Here is a 16898-nt window from a genome sequence, read left to right on the forward strand (position 1 = left end):
GGGGCACCATCATGATTGCAGAACTCGCCCCTGTCGCCATTTTCCTCTTCATCCTCTTCCTGCTGCTTGGCACTGGTGTTTGGGTGGGCCTGGCGCTGCTGGGCGTTGCCTGGTTCGGTATGGAAATCTTCACCAATCGTCCTGTCGGCGATGCGATGATGACGATCCTTTGGCGCTCCTCGTCCTCATGGTCGCTGACCGCACTCCCGCTGTTCATCTGGATGGGCGAGATACTCTTTCGTACCCGCCTTTCGGAGGACATGTTCAAGGGCCTCTCGCCGTGGATGGCCAAGCTACCCGGCGGCCTGCTGCATACCAATGTTGTCGGCTGCACCGTCTTTGCCGCAGTCTCCGGTTCCTCGGCTGCGACCTTGACCACTGTCGGTAAGATGTCGATCCCGGAACTGCGGCGTCGTAACTATCCGGAGAAAATGGTGATCGGCACCCTGGCGGGAGCCGCCACCCTTGGCCTGATGATCCCGCCGTCACTGACCCTGATTGTCTATGGCGTCACCATCAACGAATCGATCACCAAGCTTTTCATCGCCGGCATCGTGCCTGGTCTGGTTCTCGCGTTGCTGTTCATGGGCTATGTTGCGATCATGTCGAAACTGTCGAAAGACTATCATCCGGATCCCGAGCCGGAGATGAGTTTTGGCCAAAAACTGGTCAATTCGCGCTTCCTGCTACCCGTTATCACGCTGATCCTCGTGGTCATTGGTTCGATGTATCTCGGCTTTGCCACCGCCACGGAGGCTGCTGCCTTCGGTGTCATCGGCTCGTTGCTGCTGGCCGTAGCGCAAGGCTCGCTGAATCGAAAATCACTCACTGAAAGCCTGATGGGCGCCACACGGACATCGGCGATGATTGCGCTGATCCTCGCGGGCGCCTCATTTTTGTCGTTGTCGATGGGCTTTACCGGCTTGCCGCGGGCACTGGCTGAATGGATCGCCTCGATGGAGCTCAGCCGCTTTGAACTGTTGATGGCGCTTTTGGTTTTTTACATCATCATCGGCTGCTTTCTCGACGGCATTTCGTCGGTTGTTCTCACCATCGCCGTGGTCGAGCCGATGATCCGTCAGGCCGGTATAGACATCATCTGGTTCGGCATCTTCATCGTCGTCGTCGTAGAAATGGCGCAGATCACCCCGCCTATCGGCTTCAATCTGTTCGTCATGCAGGGCATGACTGGCCATGAGATGAACTTCATCGCGCGGGCCGCCTTCCCGATGTTCCTCATTATGGTAGGGATGGTCTTCATCCTGATTGCCTTTCCGGATCTTGTCACCTGGCTGCCGGAGAATATGCGCCAAGTACCGGCAGGCTAGGATAAGCTTTGATCTTCGATCTTTTCTCCTCGCCGCTGCTGCTGGTGGCAATATTTGCCATCGTCGTGGCCGCCGCTATCGTTCAGGCCGGACTTGGCATGGGCTTCGGGCTGACGGCCGCGCCACTGTTGGCGCTGATCGACCCTGCGCTGGTGCCCGCGCCGGTACTGTTTCTCGGCATGCTCACGGCAACTTGGGGGGCATGGCGCGAGCGCGACGCCATTGTCTGGAGCGAGGTCGGACTCGGGGTTGTCGGCCGTGTCTGCGGGGTGTTCACGGCAACCTTCGTGCTCGCTATGCTGCCGGATCGTCAGGCCTTCATGCTGCTGTTCGGATTGATGATTGCCACAGCGGTAATTCTGTCGGTGATCGGCTGGAAGCTCGCTTTCAACCATGCCAGCCTCCTGGCAATGTCGGGAATTTCCGGACTGATGGGCACCATAACCTCGGTCGGCGCGCCGCCGCTGGCGCTCATCTACCAGGGTCGCTGCGCCCGGCAAGCGCGCCCTACGCTGGCTGCCTTCTTTGCCATCGGCTGCGTCCTGTCGCTGGGCGGACTCTATTCAAGCGGCTGGGCCGGGCCGAAGGACGCAGTGTTGGCGGGCATGATGGTGCCGCCGATGTTGCTGGGAACCTACATCGCCCGCCATTTCGGCACCCATTTCGACAAGCGTTTCCGCCCGGCGCTACTGGCCGTTTCAGCGGCCGCCGCGCTGACCCTGATCCTGCGAGGCATACTATGAGCCAGCTTTATCGGACCCTGCACTTTTTTGCCCTGCATGGCCGTTATGTTCTGGTGGGCGGTTTGGTGGTGGGCGTTGCCTTTCCGGCGCTTGCCGTCCTGCTGCGACCATGGATTCCTGAAATGGTGGCGATTATGTTGTTCGTCGCAGCGCTCCGGATCGGTCCCGCCCAGGCTTTGGGCCGCCTTGGTGAAATCCGTGCATCTCTCGGTATGGTGGCACTTTACCAAGTGCTTCTGCCTTGCTGCCTGGCACTGGCCTTCCTTCTTCTCGGCTTTAGCGGGCCGCTCGCAACCGCCGTGGTTCTGGTGACAGCGGCCTCGCCAATTTCCGGGAGCCCCAATCTCACACTCCTGACAGGCAACGATCCTGCACCTGCTCTGCGCTTGCTGATCACTGGCACCGCGCTTCTGCCACTGACCGTCTTGCCGACATTCGCGTTGTGGCCGGCATTGGGCGCAGCTGGCACCGTTATCTTCGCATCCTTCAAGCTGGTTTGTCTTATTGGCCTGTCGGCTACGCTGGCATTTGCTATCCGGTATTTCCTGTTACCGCGGCCCGAAGCGCGCACGATTACCGCCATCGACGGCTTTTCCGCGCTGATTATGGCTATCGCCGTGATCGGACTGATGTCGGCAATAGGTCCGGCTTTCGCCGCCCGCCCGGGGGGGCTCATCCTCAATCTACTTGCCGCCTTCGCGGTGAATTTCGGGTTGCAGGTACTGGCTTTCAGCGTCATGCGCATACGCAAGCCCTCGACGGCCGCGGCTTATGCGATCATTGCCGGCAACCGCAACGTGATGCTGTTTCTGGCCGCTCTTCCGGCCACTGCAATGGAGCCGCTGTTGCTGTTTATCGCCTGTTATCAGGTGCCGATGTACCTGACGCCCATCCTACTCGGCAGGCTTTACGCAACCGATCGAGATCTGTCGTAAAAAGGGCCTTGAACTTGACAAAGCGGACTTGCGGGCGGGCGTGCATACAAGTGGATTATGCGTCGGTCTTGTTCCAGTCGAGCTTTCTGTAACGGACGGCTATCTTATCCGCCCTGGCTGGAAACGTGTCACGTGCACCGGATCCAGCGCAACCGGATTGGCTGGAACGACGCCAGCGCTAACCGAAGCTCGATGTCTTGAGAAATTCGGAAAGCCGTTCGCTCTTCGGCTTGTGAAACATTTCGCGCGGGTTGCCTTCCTCGCCTATACGCCCCTGGTTCATAAAGATGACTCGGTTTGAGACCTCGTAAGCAAAACGCATCTCGTGGGTGACGAGCAGCATACTCATTCCATCTTGAGCCAGCGACTTGATGACTTGCAAAACCTCATTGACAAGCTCGGGATCGAGCGCTGATGTCACTTCGTCGAAGAGCATCAGTCGAGGGTTCATGGCGATAGCACGCGCGATCGCCACGCGTTGCTGCTGGCCACCAGAAAGCTGACCGGGGAAATGGTCCGCACGTGAGTGCAGACCGACACGGTCCAGCCATTTCTCGGCAGTGGATCGTGCTTCCTCCTTGGTTTGTTTTTTTACTTTCATCAAGCCCAGCATGATGTTGCGTGCAGCCGTCATGTGCGGAAAGAGATTGAACTGTTGGAACGCCATGCCCGTAAGCGCCCGTTGGCGTGCTATCTCATTTTCCTTCTTGCGGCGGCGCTGGCCACCAACCATTTCGTAGCCGATCTCCTGGCCGTCGATGCTGATCGTGCCGTCCTGAAATTCTTCCAGCATGTTGATACAGCGCAGCATAGTCGTCTTGCCGGAGCCACTCGATCCGATGATGCTGATGACGTCGCCTTGTGACATTGTGCAATCAACGCCTTTCAGGACCTCAACATCGCCGTAGCTCTTGTGCAGGTTGCGGATTTCTAAAAGAGGATTTGACATCGGTATTGCCTCAGGATGGAACAGCGGTCTTACGTTCGACATAACGGCCGAAACGCTCGATGGCATAATTGATGATGAAATAGAGAAAGCCGGCGAAGAAATAGAATTCGAGGCTGAGAAACGATCGCGAGATAATTTCCTGGGTACGTAGCAGAAGCTCGGCAACGCCGATGATGGAAAGCAATGTCGATGCCTTGACCATTTCTGCGGCCGTATTAACCCAAGAAGGCAGGACTTGGCGCAATGCTTGCGGCCCGAGCACATAGGCAAAGGTTTGTGGGAATGTCAGGCCGATCGCCTTGGCAGCTTCGGTCTGGCCCTTTGGTATGGCTTGCAGCGCTCCTCGGACTATCTCTCCGACATGGGAACTACAGAACACAGCCAAGGCCAATACGCCGGCCTGAAACGGGCTGAGATCCAGACCAATCGTGCTGAGCACATAGTAGCTTGCCAGCACGAGAACCAGAACCGGTGTACCACGAACGAAATCCGTATAGCCACGGACAATCCAGCGCAGCGGCCGGGCGCCATAGGTTAGAGCAAGACCGACAAATATTCCAAGCACTGTGCCGAAGCAAATTGCCAACAGGGATATCGAAATGGTGAAACCGAAGCCTTTGAGAATCGGTATGCGGGCCAGCCAGAGAGTATCGAGAAAATGAATGATATCCATCAAATCACCTCGGCACTGACAGGCGACGCTCAACGGCACGCATGAGCGCGGCAAGTATCGAGCAAGTTATAACATACAGACAACTGGCAACAATCCAGGTTTCAATAACCCGGAAGGTCTCGACATTGATCTTGCGGGCCTCGAACGTCAGCTCCGGCACGGCGATCGCCGCCGCGAGTGAAGTATCTTTGAACAGCGAGATGATTGTACTGCTCAACGAAGGCAAGATATTGCGGAACATGAGCGGCGCGATTATCGAGGTGCGAATCTGCGATTCTGTAAGGCCGATGGCGAGACCCGCTTCTCGTAGACCAACAGGGATCGATAGCAGGCCTGCACGGAAAACCTCAGCAAGATATGCGCCGGAATAAAGCGCGAGCGTGAAGATGAAGCTCTCGATCTTGCCTAGCCGGAAGCCCAGCTGTGGCAGCGCGAAATAAGTGAACAGAACAAGCACGAGAATCGGCGTGTTGCGGATGATCGTGACGTAAATTCCAGCTGGACGTCGCGCAAAGCCGTTCTTCGAAATCAAGCAGAATGCAGTGAACAGGCCAATTGCAGCGCCAATCAGGATTGCGCCAAAGGCCAGGGCAAGGCTAAGTGCCAGCCCTTCAAGTAGAAGATCGAAGCTTCGCCACACTGCGGCAAAATTCAGCGTATAACCCATCATCTTCCTTTTGTCCGGAACGAAAAGAAAACGGCTCCGGAAACTTCCGAAGCCGTAGCATAACCGCGTTACTTGTATTCGACTGGAAAGCCGACTTGCGGAGGCATCAAATCCTTGCCGAACCATGTTTTGAACGACTTCGCATAGAAATCAAACTCAACACCTGTCATTGCTTCGTGCAGTGCAGTGTTAACAAAGTTCAACCAATCCTGATCCCCACGCTTGACGCCGCAGGCATAGGTCTGCGGATTCCAGCCATAGCCGGCATCCTTGAAGCGGCCCTGGTTCTGGGTCATGTACCAGGCGAGCGACGACTGGTCTGTTGCGGCTGCGTCTGCCCGCCCGGACTCAAGCGCCTGATAAATAAGGTCAACGGATTCGTACTGGTCGACTTTCGCTTCCGGTAGAGCTGCATGGACCATGCTTTCAGCATAGACATTTTGCAGTACGGAAATTGTGACCGATGAGCCGGCGGCTTTTAGCGCGGCATAATCGGCATAGTTGCCGTCGGCCTTGAGCATCAGACCAACACCCTCACGGTAGTAAGGAATAGTGAAGGCGACCTGCTGCGCTCGTTCTCCTGTCACTGTCATGAACTGGCAAGTAATATCGACCTTGTTGGTTGTGATATTCGGAATGCGAGCATCTGAAGACTGATTGACGAATTCGATCTTTTCCGGATCATTAAACAGAGCCTTGGCGATGATATGACCCATGTCGACGTCAAAACCCTGAAGTTTGTCGTCAACGCTCTTGAAATGCCATGGCGCATTGGTGCTGCCGGTACCGAGAACCAAATGACCCCGGGCCAGAACTTCATCCAGTTTGCTTTTGGTTTCCTGTGCGAGCGCCGTAAATGAAGGCAGCATCGCGAATGCGGCTACAGCTGCCGCAACACGCAGTCGGTTGGTCATCTTCGTTCCCCTATTCGTCTAGCGAATGTTTTCATTGTTAATCCATTATTATGGAATATAGTACCTAATAATGGATTTCTAATAGAATGACAACAGCTTCGACTTGTCAAGGGTCCTTGATCGATAGGAACTCGACTGTTCTATTTACAATCCATGAGCGACAAGCCGACTATCAACCTCAGCGGTAGCCAACCGCGCCAGATAGTTAAAGAATCCACAGATGGTATGGTGCTCCTTTAATCACCGGTATTCTTGAGATTGTCTTCGCCTTGGTTATGAAGTCGCCCCGTTCCCCACCAGGCATCCCCAGTGAGAGCAGGTTACGTGTTGTGGAACGGGATCGGCGCGGCAGGACTATAGTTCCAGGAATTGCGCTTCTGGGTGCTTCCGCGGCCCCAGTGATGGTGCTTTGCATTGCTCTCATCTTGTCGGGCATTATTGGTCCCAAGCTCGTCTCGTAAGAGCATGGGGTATCACCGATCCACGTTTGCCAGTCGCTGTATAGATGCAAGGCGCATGCAGGATGGATGCTGCGGTTGGGTTAAAGTTCAAAAGAAACGAGAGTTTCGATGGCCTCCTCGCAATCCAGAAGGGCCAATTGACTGCGCCAGACCAGGTCATGTCGATCTAAAACGTGAATATAAGTCTGCCGCTCGATTGAAGGCAATATTACCTGCAAGAAGCGGCAAAAGCCACCCGAGGTAATCGAGATCGAGAGGCTTCTAGGAAGCGTCGAACCCATGAGTGCGGTTCTTGAGATTCTGAGGAAAGCCGGATTGTGCCATCAGGCTGCTACAGAAATTTGGCACTGGGAAAACTGCAATGGCATGATTAGAGAATTTGGTAATATTCCAGCTTCATTGCATGCATCCAAGGCGACTTGATGAAGACCCATGTCCGGAGGTTGGAAGACAGGCCAACTTGTTTCATCTGTACTGAGTTATTCTATTATGTTTTCTTGCAGTAGATCAGTTGGTGTATAGCCAAGACAAGATAGTCATCATAGGTTGCTGTCAAAATCAAATTTTGGGAGCGCGTGAGGCACATGAGCCTAATGGCAAAACACGGGACGCTGGCCGTGATGGCATTTCTCATGTCGTTCGGCCAAATCACCACTGTCTTTGCCAACGATGTGAAGAACTGCATAGCTGAAATGGAGAACGAAAAAGGATGGCTCTTTGTCAACAATTGTCATCGCGATGTGGTCATCGAAATTTGCTTCGAAGTGACGACTGATACAGCAGTGAATTGTTCAAGCATCATACAGCATCAAGATGATCGGCTGTATCCAGCCACAGTGATTGCCGCAAACTCGGGATTGCAGCTTCTGGATGCCGGCACGCGTGCCGGGATCAGATGGGGCGCTTGCTATCATTTTGAAGAAGATAACAGGAACCCTGGCAAGCCTGAAGGAGAATGGAAATTTACGTACCGCTGTAAGAACTCCAACGTTGAGTCTGGTGGTTCGTCGACGGATTCATCCCAACAGTGATTAAGGTGTTTGCAGTTCATGAGAACTGTCGGCAAAAAAAGTTCCACCAAGCGTCAGCTAGGTTGCACCATTTGGAGAAAGGACTGCCGCTGCGTCGGTAACGATATAGATTCGGCGACGTAGGGCAGCCTTTCCTCGCAGTTCGCCCTCACTGACTAACACCTTGTCGACGGTGGCTGGACAGCTGGCTGATATGCATCGCGCTCCCAACGCAGTCGCTGCCTGATATAGACGGAAAGGTTGCTGGCACATTGGTGTAGCACACGGCATTTGGGACATATGCGATGTCCCCGCAGGCTGCTTGCGGGATCCGACCTGTTAAAGTTACCGTGCCTCCGCGAGGGCCACGTCTGCGGCATCGAGAAATCGCTCGGCATCGGATTGGTGCAGAACCAGAGGCGGGCGGATCTTGAGGATGTTTGCACCCGGTCCGGTGGCGCTGATTAGCACGCCGTTCTGTCGCAGATGATTAACGACAAAGCCCGCACGCGCGGCGTCGGGGGCGTTGCTGTCGCAGTCGGTTACACATTCCATGGCCAGGAAAAGCCCGGTACCGCGCACATCTGCGATGCCGCCGTGCCGGACGCTGATATCGACCAGCCCGTTTTTCAGGAAGGTGCCGATGCGCCGGGCGTTGTCCTGCAGTCCTTCGTCAGTGATGACGTCCAGCACTGCCATTCCAGCCGCCGCTGCCACCGGGTTGCCGCCGAAGGTATTGAAATAGCGGGCCTTGACGCCAAACTCTTCAACTAACTCGGGACGCATGGCGACCCCTGAGACTGGAAAACCATTGCCCATCGGTTTGCCCATCGTGACCATATCCGGGACCAATTCATGGCGCTGAAAGCCCCAGAAATTGTCACCGGTGCGCGCAAATCCCGACTGCACCTCGTCGGCGATAAAAATGCCGCCCTCCGCCCGGATCAGATCGACGGCGGGTTTGAGGAACCCTGCCGGGTCGGGGTAAAGCCCGTCACTGGAAAACACTGTGTCCACAATGAAGGCGGCAGGCTCAATCCCGTCGCGGCGCATTGCTGCAATCGCATCCCCAAGATCCGCGGCAAGGCGCGAACCCTGTTCCTTGGGCAGCACGGTCAGCGGGTTTGGTGCCGGAATTGTCCGCACGCGCGCGCCGCGTTCCACGAAGTCGCCCAGCGCAGGCGACAGTTCGGCCACCGCTTCGGTCAATCCGTGATACGCGAGATTTGTGATGATGACACCCTTTCGCCGGGTGTAGGAGCGCGCGATGCGCAGGGCCAGATCGTTGGCCTCAGACCCGGTGCAGGTGAACATAACATGCCCCAGCGCGTCCGGCATGGTTGCCAGAAGCCGCTCCGCATAGCTGACCACTCCGTCGTGCAAATAGCGGGTATGAGTGTTGAGAGTGCTCAACTGGCTGCTGATCGCCTCAACCACTTTCGGATGGCAATGCCCAATAGAGGCGACGTTGTTGTAGCAATCGAGATAGGCCTTTCCGCCCTTGTCCCACAGCCACACACCTTCGCCGCGTACCAGATGCAAAGGCTTCTGGTAGAAAAGACGGTAGGCAGGACCCAGCGCGTTGCTGCGCCGGGTGATCAATGCCGCATCTTCCGCGTCAATCTGTGCGCTTTGAGTCGGGTCGTAGGCGTTGACCATGGTCATAGGGATTACTCCTTGAGGGTTGCGCGCGCCGCGGCATGAAGCGCCTCAACAGCAGCAGCGGTGCCAAGTTGGTCAAGCGTATTCAGCCCGCGCAGCGCCGCGGCCCTGTTGCGCAGAATATAGGCTGCATTTCCAGGATAGCGGCGTGCACGCCATGCGCCTATGATCAGGGTCGTTGCATGGCGCAGGCGCATCAGATCGGGCAGAAGCTCAAGCTCTTTGTCCTCAAGCGCGAGGACCGAATGGAAGCCGCCGATTATCTCGGCGATGTAGTCCATGGGCCGTGGTCCTTGAGCAATCTGGTAGGAACAGGCGACGGCCAGATCGCAGGCAATGGGCGTATGCACCATGTCCCCGAAGTCGATGATGCCTGTGATGCGGCTCGCGCGGGGGCCATCGACTAGCAAATTGTGCGGATTGAAATCATTGTGGACTATCTGCGCGCGCAAATGCGGAAGGAGCGGCGCGATCTCGGTGTCGAATCGGTCCAGCAAATGGGTCAGCCGGCAGCGCAACTCGGTATCTGTGACAGCTTCCAGCATCGGACGCAGATGATGCGCCTGCTTGATGTCCCATTGCAGCAGGTGACCGGACGCCGGATGGAAAAACCCGCGCAGCCCGTGCGTCAGCCGCGCCAGAAGGGCGCCGATACTGTGGTTCAGTCCGGAACTTTGTACAGCCGAGCTGAGCATCGTTCCGTTGAGATAGGTCAAAAGACGAACGACGTGGGTCTGGCCCGTAGGTCCGGTGATAGTCTGGGAGGTTTGTCCGGACAGAGTCTGGCAGACATGCGGTACCGGCAGTGCCGGATCGACCTTCATCAGGTGTATCAGCGCGGCGGTCTGCATGTGTGTGACGTTTCGGTCCTCGGCAGCGTTGGTAATCTTCAGTAGTACTTCTTCGCCCGAGGGCAGGGATATCCGGAAGTTCGCGTCCTTTTCCGCGCTGAGTGTGCTGACCGTACCCGTGATGCCATAAAACTCCTGCGCCAGCTCAGACGCCCGTTCGGGTGTGATCGCGGGTGCTTCGTGGTTAAGAAGATCGGCCTTTTCATTTGCTGCATCGCTATCAGTGCAGGCGATAGCCGGGGGCAGCCCGCCGGGCTGTACGGGATTGTGGCCGCGCATCAATCTTGCACCGTCTCGACGCCGCACCATTCAGCGATGAAAAGCGCCATTGCTTGCGTGATCCTTTGCACCGATGCCAAGCTGACACACTCATCGATGCCGTGGATATTGCGCGATATCGGCCCGTAGCACAGAGCAGGGATGTTATTATAAAGCGCATAGACCCGCGTATCGAGATAGCCCGCGGTCATAAAGGATTTCAGTGGCTGACCGATCGCCATTTTGTGCGCGCGTCCCAGGACCTCTTCGGCCTCTGTTCCCGGCTCCAGCACATAGCCTTCGGCGTAAAAGCCATTAAAGGCGATGCGCGGTGGGTTGTTGGATAAAAAGGCGTCCTGCTGCGCAAAGGCCGCGACGCGATCTGTGATCTCGCGCTCGGCGTCTTTCGCGGTTTGACCGGGATAGATTGAAACACGACAGTCGATATTACACCAGCTTGGCACCGAAGAGGCCCAGTCGCCGCCTTCGATCTTGCCGATGTTGAGATTGATGGGATGCATTTCATCCTCGAAATGAGGATGCGCGCCCTTTGCTGCGTTCCAATCCGCCTCAATTCTTCGGAGTGTGTTGACCACCCGGTAGGCAGCATCTATGGCATTGGCACCCTCTCCCATTTCACGCACATGGACCGGTACGCCGCGAAGTTGCACTTGAAACCACAACACGCCGGTATTCGCACGCACCAGCATTTCGTCTTCGGGCTCGGGGATCAGTACGGCGTCGGCGGTGTAACCTTCCAGAAAGGTCTGCAAGGCACCGTTGCCAGTAGATTCCTCCTCTACCACAGATTGCAAATATACGGTGGCAGCAGGTTGCAAGCCAATACGTCGCAGCGCATCCAGGGCAAAGATATTCGCCGCTGCCCCCGCCTTCATGTCGCCGGCACCGCGGCCATACATCCAGTCGCCGTCAATTTTGGCTGAAAAGGGAGGATCGCGCCACATGTCGTGCAACCCTTCTGGCACCACATCGAGATGCGATTGCAAGATCAGCGAGCGGCCCTTTTCATCGCGGGGCCTGTGGATCCCGACAACGATGGGCGCGTCGGAGTGATCGTCGGAGAACTTTGAACCACCAGGATGCGCCTCGATAGCCGCGCGGTCCATCCCGAAACGGTCCATCGTGAAGCCTCGGGACCGGAGTTCGCGGAATAGTAGGTCCTGGATGGGATGTTCGCGCCCGCGTAGCGACGGCATCTGCACCAGCTTTTGTGTGAATGTGATCTGGTCGTTAAACCCGTCCGAGACGGATTGCATGATGCGGTCGCACAGATCAGGGTTGAGAGACATGGAATTTCCCTTTCGATGGACAGATCAAATCATCGCTTCGATCAGGAACGGCCCGGGCTCCGTCGCAGCATCTTCAATGGCGCGCATCAGGTCCCGCACGTCATCGACGCGGCGACCCGGCACACCCATCCCACGTGCCAGCGCGACAAAATCCAGTTCGGGACGGTCGAGGTTCAACATGCTCAGCGCGTCCTCCCCTGGCTGCGCACCGACGTTATGCAACTCGCCTTTCAGGATTTCATAAGACTGGTTGGCCAAGATGATCGTGGTCACGTTCGACCCCTCGCGCGCCTGCGTCCAGAGACCCTGAAGGGTATACATAGCCGAGCCATCCGCCTGCAGTGTGATTACTGGCCGGGTGGGGCAGGCAATGGCGGCCCCAGTCGAAAGCGGAATGCCGATGCCGATGGACCCACCTGTCAGTGCCAGCCATGAATTTGGCTTGGCCGCGTTGCCAGCGGGGAAGATTCCGCCGCTCGAGGAGACAGCTTCATCTATGACAATGGCATCGTCAGGCAGGGCATTGGCGAGAGCCGCTGCAATGTTTTTCAAGGTGATCGTACCGGCAAGTGGTCGTTCAGGCATGGCGGCGTCGCGTACCTTGCCCGGTTTGGCGCCAATACGGTCGGCAAGTGCTGCCAGTGCTACCGGGCCATTGCCATCAAGCCCAGCAAGCGTGACTGTATCACAGCTCCCGGGCAGCAGAAGGCTCGGCTTGCCGGGATAGGCGAAGAAGGCGACCGGTGGCACGGATTCGATCAGAATTGCGTGGCTGTACGGTGCGAGGGATTCCAGTGCGGCGTTGATGGGGTAGGGGATGTTCGTGATCGGCACGCGTCCCTGACCGCGCTCGATCCGACGGTTCGAGGTAGGGGCGAGAATCTGCGCGCCGGTTTTGTCTGCGATGCCCTGCAGAACGGCCATCGCCGCGACGTCCTCAAGCACCGAATTGCCAGCGATGATAACGGTTTTTCTGCCGCTTTCCAACGCGCACACAGCAGCGTTCAGCGCATCTTCGTCGAGTGGGGCAGGGTTGTCCGGCGGTATCTCGGCGGCGATCCTGCCTCCCTCGTCCCAGCCGATGTCCGCAGGCGCGATCAGCGTTGCAACGCGCCTGGGTGAACCCTTCGCAATGCGCAACGCTTCCATCGCATCGGCGGCAAAACTGCCCGCGTCGCGGCCCGAGTGCACCCAGTCTGAGAAGGGCGCGCAAGCGCCTTTGACATCTGCCGATAATGGTGCATCGTATTTTTGGTGGCGTAGGGCGTGATCTCCGACGAGATTGACCATAGGCACCCTTGCTTTGCGCGCGTTGTGTAGGTTCGCCGCCGCGTTGGCGAAGCCAGGCGCGAGATGTAGAAGTGTCACCGCAGGTTTGCCAGCCATGCGCGCATAGCCGTCTGCAGCACCGGTCACGACGCCCTCGAACAGGCCAAGAACGCAATGCATCAGCTTGGTGCGGTCCAGCGCATCAACGAACTGCATCTCAGAGGTGCCGGGATTGGCAAAGCACACGTCGACGCCAGCAGTATGCAGGCTGCGCACGACACTCTCGGCACCGTTCATCTCCTTTGGGTGGTCGGTCATCTGGTCGCCTCGCGAAAGTTCGTAAGAAAAGCACGCGCGTTGTCGGCCAGTGACGGGCCGAGGTAGCCGCCCTCCTGCACCAGCGCCGTAGGGAGGTTTATTGCCGCAAGGCGGCGGGCCATTTCCGCAAAGCCGCCAGGATATACCGACACGGCCGCCAAGGGATCGTCCGCAGCCATGTCGAAACCCAGCGACACCACCAATGCCTCGGCACCGAAATCTCGAATTGCGGCAATGGCGTTGTCGAGCGCTGCCAGCACGTCATCCTCACCAGCACCCTGCTTTAACAGGATATTGAGCGATTTCCCCGCGCCGGCGCCATCGCCAGTCTCCTCCGCGTGGCCTAGATAGAAGGTGGGATATGTCGCCGGATCGGGATGAAGGGAGCAGAAGAAGATGTCACCGCGTTCATACAGGATATCAAGTGATCCGTTGCCGGTGTGTACATCGATATCGATTAGTGCAACTTTCTTGAACTTTGACGTAATGTGGTGTGCGACAATGCAGGCGTTGTTGAAAAAACAGAAACCGTTCGCGCAGTCGCGCATTGCGTGATGCCCCGGCGGGCGGCAGAGGGCATATGCAGCGCGGGTGCCGGACATAACCTCTTCGGCGGTCTCAATGGCGGTCTGGGCTGACCAGTAGGCCGCCTCCCAACTGCCGGGCGTTAGCGGTGTGGAAGTGTCGGTCATCCACCAGCCAAGCTGCCCGTGGATATCGCGGGGTTCCTTGCCGCGTCGCACGCCGGGATGCATCGTAGGGATGGCCAGCGCCTCAGTCCCGGCGCTTTCAACAAAACGGGCATAGGCATTCGGTAGAAAGTCTACGTAGTCGGGATTATGTACAGCCTTGATCGGTGCCAGTCCGTGGTCGCGGGGAGCTATGATATCGAATCCCTCGCGTTCGAGCATATCACGAAGGATCTCCGCGCGCCGGGGTTGCTCCTGGTGCGGCATCGCAGCTCCGCGGCGAAAGTAGATCGTGGGCGCATGACCCAGCTGGCGGGCATCGAAGAAGGCTTTCATGTCCGGACCTTTCGCAAGTGTAAGGTTGATCGCATCAGGCAGGCACCAACACGTGGCCGGTGGCATCATTGCAGTTTTGGTTTGCTGGTTCAATAATTATGATGCATCATGCATCATAACACACCTTCAGAATACGTTTGACGATATGGAGGGGCGATGAAGGAAATCAGCAAAGACTCGCTTGGTCACGTCATATACGAGCGGGTCTGCCAGGACCTGGTGCGCGGAAAGCTGCATTCAAACCAGAAAGTCACGATCCGTGGCCTGGCTGAAACGCTTGGGACCAGTTCTACCCCCGTGCGCGACGCGATTCAGCGGCTGCTCCAAGACAACGCGCTCGAGCAGCGATCGGTGCGTGACGTACGCGTGCCGGTGCTAACCGTACGGCAATATCTGGAAATCGCCAGTATCCGCGCCGAACTTGAGGGACTGGCTGCGGCAAAGGCCGCGGAGGTGGCGGAGGGCAGGGATGTGGCACGGCTCCAGCGTATCATTACGCGTAATGAGGAGGCGATAGCCGCCGGACGTTGGCCGCTGGCGACCGAGTTGAACCAGCAGTTTCACTTCGCGCTCGCTGAGATCGCAGATATGCCCGTTCTGCTGGACGTCCTGCATCGTCTCTGGCTGCGGATGGGACCGCTGATCGCAGGCTATTATGCCAGCTCGCATGAAGACATGGTGCAGCATCATCACGCCATCGTTTCAGCCTGCGGGCGTCGCGATACCGAATCGGCTCGCGCCGCAATGCAAGCCGATATCCAAGGGGCCAGGGAGGGAATAACCACATATATTACATCGCTCAATGCAGACTGAAGAATGCGTAGGTATCCCGGTTCGTGTGCCGGGGGTGAATTCCGAAGTTCGTTTGGTTAAGGTGTTGTGAAGAACAGTCTGAACAGACATCAAAAATGGGGAAAGTTAAATGTTAAAACATCTGAGAATTGCTGTCGCTGCAGCAGCCCTTGCGTTGGTAGGACCGCTTGCTGCGCAAGGCGATGAGCCGCAAATGGGTGGCACGCTCAATGTCGTTATCCAGCCTGAACCACCGGGACTGATGATCGGCCTGATCCAGAACGGACCGACACAGATGGTCGCCGGCGATATTTACGAAAGTCTGTTGCGCTACGGTTTTGATCTCAAGCCCGAGCCACAACTGGCAGAATCGTGGGAAATATCCGAGGATGGCAAGACCTATACGTTTAAGCTGCGCGACGGGGTGACATTCCATGATGGCAAGCCGTTTACATCCGAGGACGTCAAGTTCTCCATGGACGTATTCCTGCGCGAGACCCATTCGCGCACGCGCACATACATGGAGCATGTCGAAAGCATCGATACGCCAGACCCGCTTACAGTAGTATTCAATCTGAAACAGCCCTTTGGACCTTTCATAGGCATCTTCGAGCCGGGCACGGCGCCGATGATCCCCAAACACATCTATGCAGGCACAGATTTTGCCAACAACCCGTCGAACAACAAGCCAATCGGCACCGGCCCCTTCAAGTTTGATGAGTGGAACAAAGGTAGCTATATCCATCTGGTCAAGAACGAAGAATACTACATGGAGGGCAAGCCATATGTTGACGACATCTACTACCATGTGATCCCGGACGCGGCCTCGCGGGCGGTTGCCTTTGAGACGGGCAAGGTCGACGTGCTACCGGGTGGCTCGGTTGAGAATTTCGACGTGCCACGCATCCGCGAGATGGAAAATACTTGCATCACCGACAAGGGATGGGAATATTTCGGGCCGCTGTCATGGATCTGGATAAACCAGAATAACAAGCCGATGGATGATTTGAAGGTGCGTCAGGCCATGATGCACGCGCTTGACCGCGAATTCGCGAAGGACGCGCTCTGGAACGGCCTAGGCAAGGTTGCAAAAGGCCCGCTATCATCATCAACCCGCTTTCATGCAGCCGACACGCCTGACATCTCCTACGACCCGAAAAAGGCCAAGGCGCTGCTCGAGGAATCGAGCTATAATGGCGAAACGATCCGCCTGCTGGGTCTGCCTTACGGCGAAACGTGGCAACGCTGGGCTGAAGCGGTCAAGCAGAACTTGACCGAGATCGGCATGAACGTCGAGATCATCCCCACGGATGTTGCCGGCTGGAACCAGAAGGTTAGCGACCGCGATTTCGACCTCGCGTTTACCTACCTCTACCAGTACGGCGATCCGGCTTTGGGTGTGTCCCGGACCTATATGAGCACCAATGCAACGCCGGGCTCTCCTTGGAACAACGTCTCAAATTACAAGAACACCGAGACGGACAAGATGTTTGACGAGGCAGCGCTGATGGCTGATCCGGAAGACCGGATGGCGGCTTACAAGAAAATCCAGGATCAAATCGTCTCTGACGTGCCAAACCTTTGGCTGCTCGAATTGGGCTTTCCGACCATCTCCCGTTGCAACATTAAGAACCCGGTCAATACTGCGTTGGGCGTCAATGACGGCTTCCGCGATGTATGGATCGACCAGAAATAAGGGCAATCACTCGATGATCCGAGCGGCCGCGGCCGTT

The 16898-nt window shown here is 56.8% G+C and carries 15 protein-coding genes; 6 read left to right on the top strand and 9 right to left on the bottom strand.

Annotated elements, in window-relative coordinates:
* Positions 1-11 precede the first annotated feature (11 nt).
* From ACYJL1_RS23875 to ACYJL1_RS23885, 3 genes are read left to right on the top strand one after another with little or no spacing between them, the layout of a single operon-like run.
* Complete coding sequence (locus tag ACYJL1_RS23875; RefSeq protein ID WP_460899585.1) at positions 12-1328, top strand: TRAP transporter large permease; 1317 nt, start codon at positions 12-14, stop codon at positions 1326-1328.
* A gap of 8 nt (positions 1329-1336) precedes the next feature.
* Positions 1337-2071, top strand: coding sequence for a TSUP family transporter (locus ACYJL1_RS23880; RefSeq protein WP_460899586.1), 735 nt, complete (start codon positions 1337-1339; stop codon positions 2069-2071).
* Positions 2068-3006: a hypothetical protein gene (locus ACYJL1_RS23885; protein ID WP_460899587.1), complete on the top strand. Its 939-nt coding sequence runs from the start codon at positions 2068-2070 to the stop codon at positions 3004-3006. Before ACYJL1_RS23880 ends, ACYJL1_RS23885 begins: the two co-directional genes overlap by 4 nt.
* A gap of 178 nt (positions 3007-3184) precedes the next feature.
* On the opposite strand, the gene ACYJL1_RS23890 is transcribed toward ACYJL1_RS23885, so the two are convergent.
* From ACYJL1_RS23890 to ACYJL1_RS23905, 4 genes are all read right to left on the bottom strand, one after another.
* On the bottom strand, positions 3185-3955 hold the full coding sequence (locus ACYJL1_RS23890; protein ID WP_460899588.1) for an amino acid ABC transporter ATP-binding protein: 771 nt from the start codon (positions 3953-3955) through the stop codon (positions 3185-3187).
* Between the two features lie 10 nt (positions 3956-3965).
* On the bottom strand, positions 3966-4628 hold the full coding sequence (locus ACYJL1_RS23895; RefSeq protein WP_460899589.1) for an amino acid ABC transporter permease: 663 nt from the start codon (positions 4626-4628) through the stop codon (positions 3966-3968).
* Positions 4629-4632: 4 nt separating this feature from the next.
* The gene (locus ACYJL1_RS23900; RefSeq protein ID WP_460899986.1) at positions 4633-5295 is read right to left on the bottom strand and encodes an amino acid ABC transporter permease; all 663 of its coding nucleotides are present in this window, start codon (positions 5293-5295) and stop codon (positions 4633-4635) included.
* Positions 5296-5363: 68 nt separating this feature from the next.
* The gene (locus tag ACYJL1_RS23905) at positions 5364-6209 is read right to left on the bottom strand and encodes a transporter substrate-binding domain-containing protein (protein WP_460899590.1); all 846 of its coding nucleotides are present in this window, start codon (positions 6207-6209) and stop codon (positions 5364-5366) included.
* A gap of 1054 nt (positions 6210-7263) precedes the next feature.
* Between ACYJL1_RS23905 and ACYJL1_RS23910 the strand changes: the two genes are divergently transcribed.
* Positions 7264-7701, top strand: a complete 438-nt coding sequence (locus ACYJL1_RS23910; RefSeq protein WP_460899591.1) for a hypothetical protein — start codon at positions 7264-7266, stop codon at positions 7699-7701.
* Between the two features lie 324 nt (positions 7702-8025).
* Here ACYJL1_RS23910 and ACYJL1_RS23915 read toward each other — a convergent pair whose 3' ends face one another.
* From ACYJL1_RS23915 to ACYJL1_RS23935, 5 genes are read right to left on the bottom strand one after another with little or no spacing between them, the layout of a single operon-like run.
* Complete coding sequence (locus ACYJL1_RS23915; RefSeq protein ID WP_460899592.1) at positions 8026-9345, bottom strand: aspartate aminotransferase family protein; 1320 nt, start codon at positions 9343-9345, stop codon at positions 8026-8028.
* A gap of 5 nt (positions 9346-9350) precedes the next feature.
* Positions 9351-10472 (bottom strand): phosphotransferase, encoded by a 1122-nt coding sequence (locus tag ACYJL1_RS23920; protein ID WP_460899593.1) that lies wholly within the window; start codon positions 10470-10472, stop codon positions 9351-9353.
* Positions 10472-11761, bottom strand: coding sequence for an ArgE/DapE family deacylase (locus tag ACYJL1_RS23925; protein ID WP_460899594.1), 1290 nt, complete (start codon positions 11759-11761; stop codon positions 10472-10474). The genes ACYJL1_RS23920 and ACYJL1_RS23925 overlap by 1 nt, the downstream gene beginning before the upstream one ends.
* A 24-nt stretch (positions 11762-11785) precedes the next feature.
* Positions 11786-13348: an acetolactate synthase large subunit gene (locus ACYJL1_RS23930; RefSeq protein ID WP_460899595.1), complete on the bottom strand. Its 1563-nt coding sequence runs from the start codon at positions 13346-13348 to the stop codon at positions 11786-11788.
* The gene (locus ACYJL1_RS23935; protein WP_460899596.1) at positions 13345-14373 is read right to left on the bottom strand and encodes a histone deacetylase family protein; all 1029 of its coding nucleotides are present in this window, start codon (positions 14371-14373) and stop codon (positions 13345-13347) included. Before ACYJL1_RS23935 ends, ACYJL1_RS23930 begins: the two co-directional genes overlap by 4 nt.
* A 156-nt stretch (positions 14374-14529) precedes the next feature.
* Between ACYJL1_RS23935 and ACYJL1_RS23940 the strand changes: the two genes are divergently transcribed.
* Entirely contained in the window at positions 14530-15186 is a 657-nt protein-coding gene (locus tag ACYJL1_RS23940) for a GntR family transcriptional regulator (RefSeq protein WP_460899597.1), read from the top strand.
* Positions 15187-15295: 109 nt separating this feature from the next.
* Positions 15296-16861: an ABC transporter substrate-binding protein gene (locus ACYJL1_RS23945; RefSeq protein WP_460899598.1), complete on the top strand. Its 1566-nt coding sequence runs from the start codon at positions 15296-15298 to the stop codon at positions 16859-16861.
* Positions 16862-16898: the final 37 nt, after the last annotated feature.

Source organism: Phyllobacterium sp. K27 (assembly GCF_054796155.1).

Coding starts and splice junctions, on each gene's coding strand:
- ACYJL1_RS23915 (WP_460899592.1), bottom strand. CDS start 9,345: ATGACCATGGTCAACGCCTACGACCCGACTCAAAGCGCACAGATTGAC.
- ACYJL1_RS23875 (WP_460899585.1), top strand. CDS start 12: ATGATTGCAGAACTCGCCCCTGTCGCCATTTTCCTCTTCATCCTCTTC.
- ACYJL1_RS23930 (WP_460899595.1), bottom strand. CDS start 13,348: ATGACCGACCACCCAAAGGAGATGAACGGTGCCGAGAGTGTCGTGCGC.
- ACYJL1_RS23905 (WP_460899590.1), bottom strand. CDS start 6,209: ATGACCAACCGACTGCGTGTTGCGGCAGCTGTAGCCGCATTCGCGATG.
- ACYJL1_RS23920 (WP_460899593.1), bottom strand. CDS start 10,472: ATGCGCGGCCACAATCCCGTACAGCCCGGCGGGCTGCCCCCGGCTATC.
- ACYJL1_RS23890 (WP_460899588.1), bottom strand. CDS start 3,955: ATGTCAAATCCTCTTTTAGAAATCCGCAACCTGCACAAGAGCTACGGC.
- ACYJL1_RS23910 (WP_460899591.1), top strand. CDS start 7,264: ATGGCAAAACACGGGACGCTGGCCGTGATGGCATTTCTCATGTCGTTC.
- ACYJL1_RS23940 (WP_460899597.1), top strand. CDS start 14,530: ATGAAGGAAATCAGCAAAGACTCGCTTGGTCACGTCATATACGAGCGG.
- ACYJL1_RS23885 (WP_460899587.1), top strand. CDS start 2,068: ATGAGCCAGCTTTATCGGACCCTGCACTTTTTTGCCCTGCATGGCCGT.
- ACYJL1_RS23925 (WP_460899594.1), bottom strand. CDS start 11,761: ATGTCTCTCAACCCTGATCTGTGCGACCGCATCATGCAATCCGTCTCG.
- ACYJL1_RS23895 (WP_460899589.1), bottom strand. CDS start 4,628: ATGGATATCATTCATTTTCTCGATACTCTCTGGCTGGCCCGCATACCG.
- ACYJL1_RS23945 (WP_460899598.1), top strand. CDS start 15,296: ATGTTAAAACATCTGAGAATTGCTGTCGCTGCAGCAGCCCTTGCGTTG.
- ACYJL1_RS23900 (WP_460899986.1), bottom strand. CDS start 5,295: ATGGGTTATACGCTGAATTTTGCCGCAGTGTGGCGAAGCTTCGATCTT.
- ACYJL1_RS23935 (WP_460899596.1), bottom strand. CDS start 14,373: ATGAAAGCCTTCTTCGATGCCCGCCAGCTGGGTCATGCGCCCACGATC.